The sequence below is a fragment of the Kitasatospora sp. NPDC001540 genome (genome assembly GCF_042894345.1).
GTDB lineage: Bacteria > Actinomycetota > Actinomycetes > Streptomycetales > Streptomycetaceae > Kitasatospora > Kitasatospora phosalacinea_C.
On the sequence record NZ_JBIAVO010000054.1, the window covers coordinates 34310 to 42626 of the forward strand.

At 75.0% G+C, this 8317-nt stretch carries 7 protein-coding genes; 6 read left to right on the forward strand and 1 reads right to left on the reverse strand.

Annotated features, from left to right (window positions below):
* Positions 1-28 precede the first annotated feature (28 nt).
* From tap to ACFY00_RS35940, 4 genes are all read left to right on the forward strand, one after another.
* Entirely contained in the window at positions 29-2353 is a 2325-nt protein-coding gene (gene tap, locus ACFY00_RS35925) for a telomere-associated protein Tap (RefSeq protein ID WP_388037852.1), read from the forward strand.
* A 71-nt stretch (positions 2354-2424) separates the two neighbouring features.
* A complete protein-coding gene (gene tpg, locus ACFY00_RS35930; RefSeq protein WP_388037855.1) occupies positions 2425-2967 on the forward strand; it encodes a telomere-protecting terminal protein Tpg in 543 nt (180 codons plus the stop codon).
* 295 nt (positions 2968-3262) lie between these two features.
* Positions 3263-4123 (forward strand): alpha/beta fold hydrolase, encoded by an 861-nt coding sequence (locus tag ACFY00_RS35935; RefSeq protein WP_388037858.1) that lies wholly within the window; start codon positions 3263-3265, stop codon positions 4121-4123.
* 147 nt (positions 4124-4270) lie between these two features.
* Positions 4271-5176, forward strand: coding sequence for a 2-hydroxyacid dehydrogenase (locus tag ACFY00_RS35940; protein WP_388037861.1), 906 nt, complete (start codon positions 4271-4273; stop codon positions 5174-5176).
* 423 nt (positions 5177-5599) lie between these two features.
* Here the strand turns inward: ACFY00_RS35940 and ACFY00_RS35945 are convergent, their stop codons facing one another.
* Positions 5600-6379: an SDR family NAD(P)-dependent oxidoreductase gene (locus ACFY00_RS35945; RefSeq protein ID WP_388037864.1), complete on the reverse strand. Its 780-nt coding sequence runs from the start codon at positions 6377-6379 to the stop codon at positions 5600-5602.
* 189 nt (positions 6380-6568) lie between these two features.
* On the opposite strand from ACFY00_RS35945, the gene ACFY00_RS35950 reads away from it, so the two are divergent.
* Positions 6569-7399 carry a helix-turn-helix transcriptional regulator gene (locus tag ACFY00_RS35950; RefSeq protein WP_388037866.1) on the forward strand — a complete coding sequence of 277 codons (831 nt, stop codon included), beginning with the start codon at positions 6569-6571 and terminating at the stop codon, positions 7397-7399.
* A gap of 413 nt (positions 7400-7812) precedes the next feature.
* Positions 7813-8317, forward strand: a 505-nt coding sequence (locus ACFY00_RS35955; protein ID WP_388037869.1) for a carbohydrate-binding protein, incomplete at its 3' end; no start/stop codon positions are given.

An 8317-nucleotide genomic window follows, 5' to 3' on the forward strand; every position in this document is an offset into this window, starting at 1 on the left:
GGCGCTCCGCGGGCGAAGGAGGCGTGAGGTGACCGGCACCCCCGACGCCATCGGCGCCCTGCTCGGAACCGGCCCCCGGCGGCCCGTCCCGCTGCCCGAACCCGCCGAACGCGAGCGCCTGCGCGTGCGGTACGGGCTGGGGAAGACCGAGACCGCGCAGGCCCTCGGCATCAGCACCAGCACCCTCACCGCCTGGGAGCAGGGCCGCCGCGACCCGCAGGGCGAGGGGCGCGCCGCGTACGCGCGCCTGTTGGAGGGCATCGCCGCGCAGCTCGGGGAGGAAAACGTCCCCCCGGAGCCGGAGCCGGAGCCGGAGCCGGAGCCGGAGCCGCAGGTTGCGGTGGTGCCGGAGGTTGCGGTGGTGCCGGTGCCGCCGCCGATGCAGAGGGTGATGCTCGACCAGCACCCGGACGGTTCGCTGGTGATGGCCGAGGCTGCGCCGTGCGTGCAGTGCGGGCAGCCGTCGGTGTACCGCGCGCAGGGCAGGCCGATGCACCTGGGGGGCTTCTGCCGTCCGGCCGCGCCCGCCGCCGCTGCACCCGCACCCGCACCCGCACCCGCGACGCCCGGACCCGCGCCGGTGGCGAAGCCCGCAGGTGGGCGGGGCACGGCGGGCGGTGCGGCGCGGGGCGGGAAGGCACGCAGGGCCGCAGAGGGGGAGGACTGGGAGCAGGCGGCCGCGGCGCGCTTCCCGGGCGGGCCGCTGGCCGTGGTGGACGTGGCGGCGGACGGGCGCGGGCTGGTCGCGTACGGCGCGGACGGGGTGGAGCTGGCGGGGGAGGCGCCGACCGGGCCGGGGGTGGCCGGGCTGCTGGAGTGGGCGCTGCGCGCGCGGCTCGGTTCGCCGCGGCTGCACCGGTACGGCAAGGACGGCGACCCGCTGGTGGTGCTGACCGACGCGGCCGCCACCGAGCTCGGCCTGCCGCCCGCCGGGCGCGACGAGAGGACCCAGTACGTGGCCCGGGTCGGCCGCCTGGCCGACACCCACCAGCAGGTCAAGTCGCTGGTGAAGGACGGCTGGCAGCTGACCCGGCGCGGCTTCGGCCCCTGGGCCCGGATCTACCGCGAGCCCGAGGCGGGCCGTCGGCAGTGCGTGCAGTTGTGCGTGCTGCCGTGGGGCGCGCTGGACGGCGGCGGCTGGAAGGTCCCGGAGGGCTTGGCCGCGCCCGAACTCGCCCGCCTGCTCGGCACGTACGCCACCCGGGTGCACACCCCGCGCGGCTCCACCGCCGTCTCCGGGCTGGAGTTGGTCACCGCGCTGCGTCCGCCGACCCGGCCGGTCCGCACCGGCAGCGGCTGGGCGTCGGGGCCGGTGGAGGGCTCCCGGGCCCGGGCGTTCGACGCCGCGCCGCCCGAGGTGCCCGACGAGCACCCGCTGGCCGCCGAACGCGAGGACGACGCCGTCCTGGTCACCGAGGCCTGGGACTGGCACCGTCCGCTCACCGACCGGGAGCAGGCCGCGCCGTTCGCCGTCGGACTCGACGTCAACATGGCCTTCCTCGCCGCCGCCGGGCGCCTCAACCTGCCGCTCTCCGGGCCCGTCCACGAGCTGGACCCGGTCTTCGACAAGAAGGTCCCGGGCAGTTGGCGCGCCGACCTCAGCGGCCTGGTCCTCGACCCGCTGCTGCCCAACCCGTTCACCCCCGACGGCACCGCCCCCACCGGCCCCGCCTGGTACAGCACCGCCAAACTCGCGTACGCCGTCGAACTCGGCGCGGACGTCCGCCCCAGCGAGGGCTGGCTGCGCCACGAGTCCGGCCCGTACCTCGACCCGTGGCACAAGCGGCTGCGGCAGGCGTACGTCGACACCATGGCCGCGCTCGGCGTCCCGCTCGACCTCGCCGACCGCGACCCGCGGGCCTTCCTGGCGGCGATGGCCGCGCTCGGCGAGGGCGACCCGGCGGAACTGGCCGTGCTCGGCGCGATCAAGCAGACCGCCAAGGGCGCCATCGGCAAGTTCCGCGAGCGCCCGCGCGGCTTCGGCTACCGCCCCGGGCAGCGCTGGGCCGCGCTGGACCGCCCGACCTGGGACCCGCTGGTGCGCGCCCTGGTCATCGACACCGCCACCGTCAACCTGCACCGCAAACTCGTCCGGCTGCACGCGGAACTCGGCATCCCGCCGCTCGCCGTGCTCTCCGACTGCGCGGTCTTCGCCGCCCCCGGCCCCTCGGCCCTGGACGTGCTGCGCCGCCCCGACGGCGACCTCAGCACCGCGCTGCGGCTCGGCGTCTCGCCCGGGCACGTCAAGTTCGAGGGCAGCCGACCGCTCGCCGAGATCCGCGAGCTGCTCGCCGACGGGGCCAACCCGGCCCGCCACATCAAGACCGGCGGCCTGGTCTCCGCCGACGAGTGAACCGTCCCGGTGAGCGAGCCGTTCCGGACGGGTGGAAACGTTCCAGCACAGCAACGAGGAAGTGACGCCCCGTGGGGGAGATCGACGAAGGACTCGAACGGGTCGAGCGGACCCGGCCGATCCCGCGGGGCGTACCCGCCCGGGTCAGGTACCTGGTCAAGCGGGCCAAGGGGTCGACCCGGGCCGTCGCCGCCGAGCTCGGCGTCTCCCAACGCACCGTGCAGCGCTGGCTCAAGGGCACCATCGCCCCCAAACCGGACGCCGCCCGCCGGATCGAGGAGCGCGTCCGCGCCACCTGGCAGCCCGGCGTCCGCCGCCGGGTCCGCCGCCGCGCCGAGGAACAGGGCTTCATGCTGCACATCCAGGCCCGCTTCGGCTACACCGCCGCCGGGGGCTCCACCGACGACCCGCGCGAACGCCTGATCACCCAGCACCTGCCCGGCACCGTCGCCCGCGCGCTCTACGCCGCCCGCGACGCCGGGGCCGGCGAGGCCGAACAGCGGCGCATCCTGGCCGACGCCCTCCAGGACCACTACTTCAAGGACCGCGGCCGCCGCGCCGAGGGCCTCACCACCGAGATCAACGACCTCGGCTGGCTGGAACTGGAGGTCTGACGCCCCGCCCGGGCCCGGGCTGCCGTGACTGAGCGCTCCACGCGGCGAGTGAGCACGTGAGTTGGCGAGACGGGCGTCGGAGTCGGTCCGAAGCGGTTGCCGGTGCGGCCGCGGTCCCCGTCCGCACCCTTGACGCGGATGCGTCGGTGGGAGGAGCGATCAGAGCCCTGGCTCCGGCCGCGCCGCCGCCGGACCCCGGCGCCTCGGAGGTCCGGGTGACATGCCGGGGCCCGTCCTGGGCATGCGGGACGACGGGGTACCGCGGACCGGGCTCCGGGACGGGGAGGGGCATTTCGTGTTCGAGGGGTTCGCCACCAGGACGGTGAGCACCAGTGAGGCTTCCGTCTTCGTCCGCTACGGGGGCGAGGGGCCGCCTCTGCTGCTGTTGCACGGTCACCCGCGCACGTCGGCGACCTGGCACCGGGTCGCACCCGTCCTGGTGCGGCGCGGGTTCACCGTCGTCTGTCCCGACTTGCGCGGTTACGGGCGCTCTCGCGGTCCGGCGCCCGCTCCTGATCACGTCCCGCATTCCAAGCGTGCCGTGGCCCAGGACATGGTGGAGGTCATGCAGGCGCTCGGGCACCGGCGCTTCGGACTCGTCGGTCACGACCGTGGGGTCGCCGTGGCACTCCGGCTGGTGCTGGACCACCCCTCCGCGGTGAACCGGGTGGCGTTCTTGGACGGCCTTCCCCTGAGCGAGCACCTGATCCGCGTGGACGCCAGGTTCGCCACCGCGTGGTGGCACTGGTTCTTCTTCGCCCAGCCGAAGACTCCCGAACGCGTCATCAACGCCGATCCCGATGCCTGGTACCGCGGCGACCCCGAGGCCATGGGGCAGGAGAACTACGAAGAGTGGCGGGCCGCGACCAGGAATCCGGACGTCGTCCGAGCCATGCTGGAGGACTACCGCGCCGGACTCACGGTGGACCGCCGGCACGAGGAGGCGGACCGCGCTCGGGGCGCGCGGATCCATTGCCCCGTCCTGGTGCTGTGGTCGCTACGGGACGACCTGGAGGACCTGTACGGCGACCCGCGCGCCATCTGGCGCGATTGGGCCGACGACGTCCGCGGCCACGGTGTCGACGCCGGCCACCATGTGGCCGAGGAGGCCCCCGAACCGCTCTCCGCCGCCCTGGGCGACTTCTTCACCCGCTGATCGCCCCGGTCCGCCGCCGAAACGGCATGCGCCTCGTGGCCGAGGCGGTGCCTGAGGAGCTCCCCGGCTGAGGGCGGACGCCGAGCACCGCACGGGGGGCGGAAGTCGCCGGCTGAAGTGCTCGGTCACAGTGGCTAAGGTCGGAGCATGAGCGCCCGCTACCTCCTCCCGTACGCGCCCGACGCGATCGGCGGCCTGCCCGCCGGCCTCGACACCCTCGTCTGGGACGGGGACGGGCCGGTGCCGCCGGACGAGGAACTGCGGGGGGTGGAGTTCTTCTGCCTGCCCTACATGCGGCACGCCGCCGCCCTCCCGCTGATCGGGCACCTGCCGTCGCTGAAGGTCGTCCAGACCCTCACCGCCGGGATGGACGACGTGCTGCCGCACGTGCCGGACGGGGTCGTCGCGTGCAACGCGCGCGGGCTGCACGACGCCAGCACCGCCGAGCTGGCGGTGACGCTGGTGCTGGCCTCGCTGCGGGGCGTCCCGCACTTCACCCGGCTCCAGGACCAGGGGCGCTGGCAGCAGGAGTTCCACCAGTCCCTCGCCGACAGGACCGTGCTGATCCTCGGCTACGGCTCGATCGGCCGCGCGCTCGCCGCCCGGCTGGAGCCCTTCGAGTGCGAGGTCGTCCGGGTCGCGCGCCGGGCCCGTCCGGAGGAAGGGGTGCACGGCACGGAGGAACTGACGGCACTGCTGCCGTCCGCGGACGTCGTCGTGCTGCTGACCCCGCTCACCCCGGAGAGCCGCCACCTCGTCGACGCCGGGTTCCTGGCCCGGATGAAGGACGGCGCCCTGCTCGTCAACGTCGCCCGCGGCCCCGTCGTCGACACCCCGGCGCTCCTCGCCGAACTCACCGCGCGGCGCCTGCGGGCCGCGCTCGACGTCACCGACCCCGAGCCGCTGCCCGCCGACCACCCGCTCTGGCACGCCCCCGGCGTACTGATCACCCCGCACGTCGGCGGCCCCAGCAGCGCCTTCCTGCCGCGGGCCAAGCGCCTGCTGCGCCGACAGGTCCTGCGTTTCGAGAACGGCGAACCGCTCGCCGACTGACGGGGCGGAGCGCACACCGCCGAGCGGCGCCCCCCTCCGGCCGTCACCGGGTCACGGACAGGGCGACCGCAGGGCCGCCCGTACGGCTCCGCCCCGTACGCCCACGCCGGGGTCGGCCTGTTCATCGGACCGGTCTTCCCCACCGGGCTTCCCCGGCTCCACCGGGCCGGGCCACGGGCCCGTCGCGCCGGGGCGCCGGTCATCGCGGCCTCGATGGTGGGCGGCGGCGTCGCGGGGCCGGCCCTGGGCGGGACCATCGGGACACCGGGCGTCCGTTCGGTCCCGCTGGTGCTGGGCGCGGTCTCCGCGCTGTGCCTGACCGCGACCCGCTGGCCGATCCGGGCCACCCGCCCGGCCGTGCCCCCGCGGCGGCGCCGAACTCCCGGGGTGCCGGAAGCGGGCGGGGGCGGGGGCGACGCCGGGTCAGGCGCGGTAGCGGGCGGCCAGCGCCGGGCGCTGACCGGCGAAGGCGGCGAGCTCGGCGGCGAACACCTCGTCCAGCAGCCGCCGCTCCTCGACGCCGGGGGCGATGACGGTCTCGCCCAGCGCGATCCCGGCCAGCGCGCCGGTGACCAGGTCCTCGGCGCTCATCCGGGGCACCGCCCCGAGGTCCATGCCCTGGACGGCGTGGAAGTTGGTGGCGACCACGCCGGGGCAGACCACGTGCGCGGTGACGCCGGTGCCCGCCAGTTCGGCGGCCAGCGCCTGGGTCATGGTGACCAGGTGGGCCAGGCTCCCGGCGTACACGGCCCGGCGGGGCATCACCTCGGGCCCGGCGGGGCCGCTGAAGGCCAGCATGCCCGCGATGGTGACCACGGTGCCGCGGCCGCGGCGCAGCATCCCGCCGAGGGCGGCGCGGGTCAGCAGGGTGGGGGCCAGGACCTTGACGTTGACCACCTCGCGGGCCTTCGCGGCGGGCAGCTCGGCCAGCGGCATGTAGTGCGCGACACCGGCGTTGTTGACCAGCAGGTCCAGGGGCGCGTCGGCGATCGCGTCGGCGACGGCGTCGATGCCCGCGGGGGTGGACAGGTCGGCGGCGAGCACGCGCACCGCGACGTCCGGGTGGGCGGCGGCGAACGCGTCGAGCCGTTCCTCGGCGCGGCCGACGACGATCAGGTCGTGGCCGTCGGCGGCCAGGCGTTCGGCGAAGGCCAGGCCGATGCCGGAGGTGGCGCCGGTGACCAGGGCGAGGCTGTTGCTCATCGGGGAGGTCCTTGCGGTCGGGGGAGGCGGGGCGTTCGAGGGGCGTCGGACGCGGGTCGGGCCGCGTCACCGCCACGGGTCCCACCTTGCGGGAGGAACGGGCCGACAGACAGCGGACCCGTCGTCCTGGTACTGCCGTTACCAGGGAACGGAGCCGCCGTGACCACCCCGGTTCGGCACACTGGACGCATGCCGACGACACCCCTGGGCGCGGCGCTGCGGCGCCGACGCGAGCTGGTCACCCCCGAGGCCGTGGGCCTGCCCGGCGGCGGCCGCCGCCGGGCCCCGGGGCTGCGGCGCGAGGAGCTGGCGCAACTGGCCGGGGTGTCGGTCGACTACGTCACTCGCCTCGAACAGGGCCGGTCCGCGCACCCGTCCGGGCAGGTCGTCGAGGCCCTGGCCCGTGCGCTGCGCCTGGACGACGCGGACCGCGCCCACCTGTTCGAACTGGCCGGTCTCGCCCCGCCGGGCCCCGGGGTCGTCTCCGGGCGGATCACCCCCGGGGTGCAGCGGATGCTCGACCGGCTGACCGGCACGCCCGTCGCGGTCTTCGACGCCGGGTGGACCCAACTGCTGGCCAACCCCCTGTACACCGCGCTGATGGGCGAGTGGCACGGCGAGGACCTGAACGCGGTGCGGCGCACCTTCCTGGGCTCCGGCTCCCGGGTGCGCCACACCCCCGGGTCGATGGCCGCGCTGCGGGCCCAGCAGGTCGCCGACCTGCGGGCGACCGCGGACCGCTACCCGGACGACCCGCGCCTGCGCCGCCTGGTCGCCGCGCTGCGGGCCGGGAGCCCCGAGTTCGACGAGCTGTGGCGGCGGGTGCCCGCCGCGCCCCACCGCAGTGCGCGCAAGACGATCGACCATCCCCTCGTCGGTGCGCTGACCCTGGACTGCGACGTGCTGCACGTCACCGGGGAGGACCTGCGCATCATGCTCTACACGGCCGAGCCGGGCACCCCGGACGCCGAACGCCTCGCGCTGATCGGCGTGGTCGGCACGCAGTCCCTGGTCGGGTGACCCTCCGCCGGGGTGTCACCGAGAGGTTAGAAAGGTCTGGACCGCAACGTCAATAGGTTCAGACCACTGCGCGGGCGTGTATTCGGCCGGGGTCGGAATTGGCTGTGGAATATCGGGTTCCGGATCCCGAATTCCCGGTGTCGGCGCTGGTGGATGCTGGTCGGCCGGATCGGAACGGGTCGGTCGGGCGGGGGTCGGGGGATCTCGGAACGACAGTAAAGGTTCCTGACATTCCGTCACTCTCCTTCCACGATTCCTTTCCTGGCCTATTGACAGGTCTGGACCATTTGGAGTTGAGTGCGCCGCGGGTTCCCTGCCCAGCCCCGTCCTTCCCCCACGAGGAGTGGCACGTGAACAAGCAAAAGATCGCCGCGCTGCTGACCGGCGCGCTGGCCGCGACCGGCCTGGCCGTGATGGTGCCCACCACGTCGACCGCGGCGGCGGCCTGCGTCGCCCCGTACTCGGCGACCCAGGTGTACACCGGCGGCATGTCCGCCTCGTACAACGGGCACAACTGGAACGCCAAGTGGTGGACCCAGGGTGAGACGCCGAGCACCGGCGGCTCCGGCGTCTGGGCCGACCAGGGTGCCTGCGGCGGCGGCGGTGGCGGCACCGCCACGACCCCCACCACCTGCAACCACCCGACCTGGGTGGCCGGCACCCAGTACGCCACCGGCTCGATCGTGAAGTACGCGCCCAACGGCCAGTACTACATCGCCACCCACGACAACCCGGGCTACGATCCGACCGTCTCCACCTGGTACTGGAGCCCCTACACCTGCACCGGCTCGACCACCACCGGCCCGAGCCCGTCGAGCACCGTCAACCCGGGCGGGTTCGTGGTCTCCGAGGCGCAGTTCAACCAGATGTTCCCGAACCGGAACTCCTTCTACACGTACGCGGGCCTGGTCAACGCGC

Coding starts and splice junctions, on each gene's coding strand:
- ACFY00_RS35940 (WP_388037861.1), top strand. CDS start 4,271: ATGAGCGCCCGCTACCTCCTCCCGTACGCGCCCGACGCGATCGGCGGC.
- ACFY00_RS35945 (WP_388037864.1), bottom strand. CDS start 6,379: ATGAGCAACAGCCTCGCCCTGGTCACCGGCGCCACCTCCGGCATCGGC.
- ACFY00_RS35950 (WP_388037866.1), top strand. CDS start 6,569: ATGCCGACGACACCCCTGGGCGCGGCGCTGCGGCGCCGACGCGAGCTG.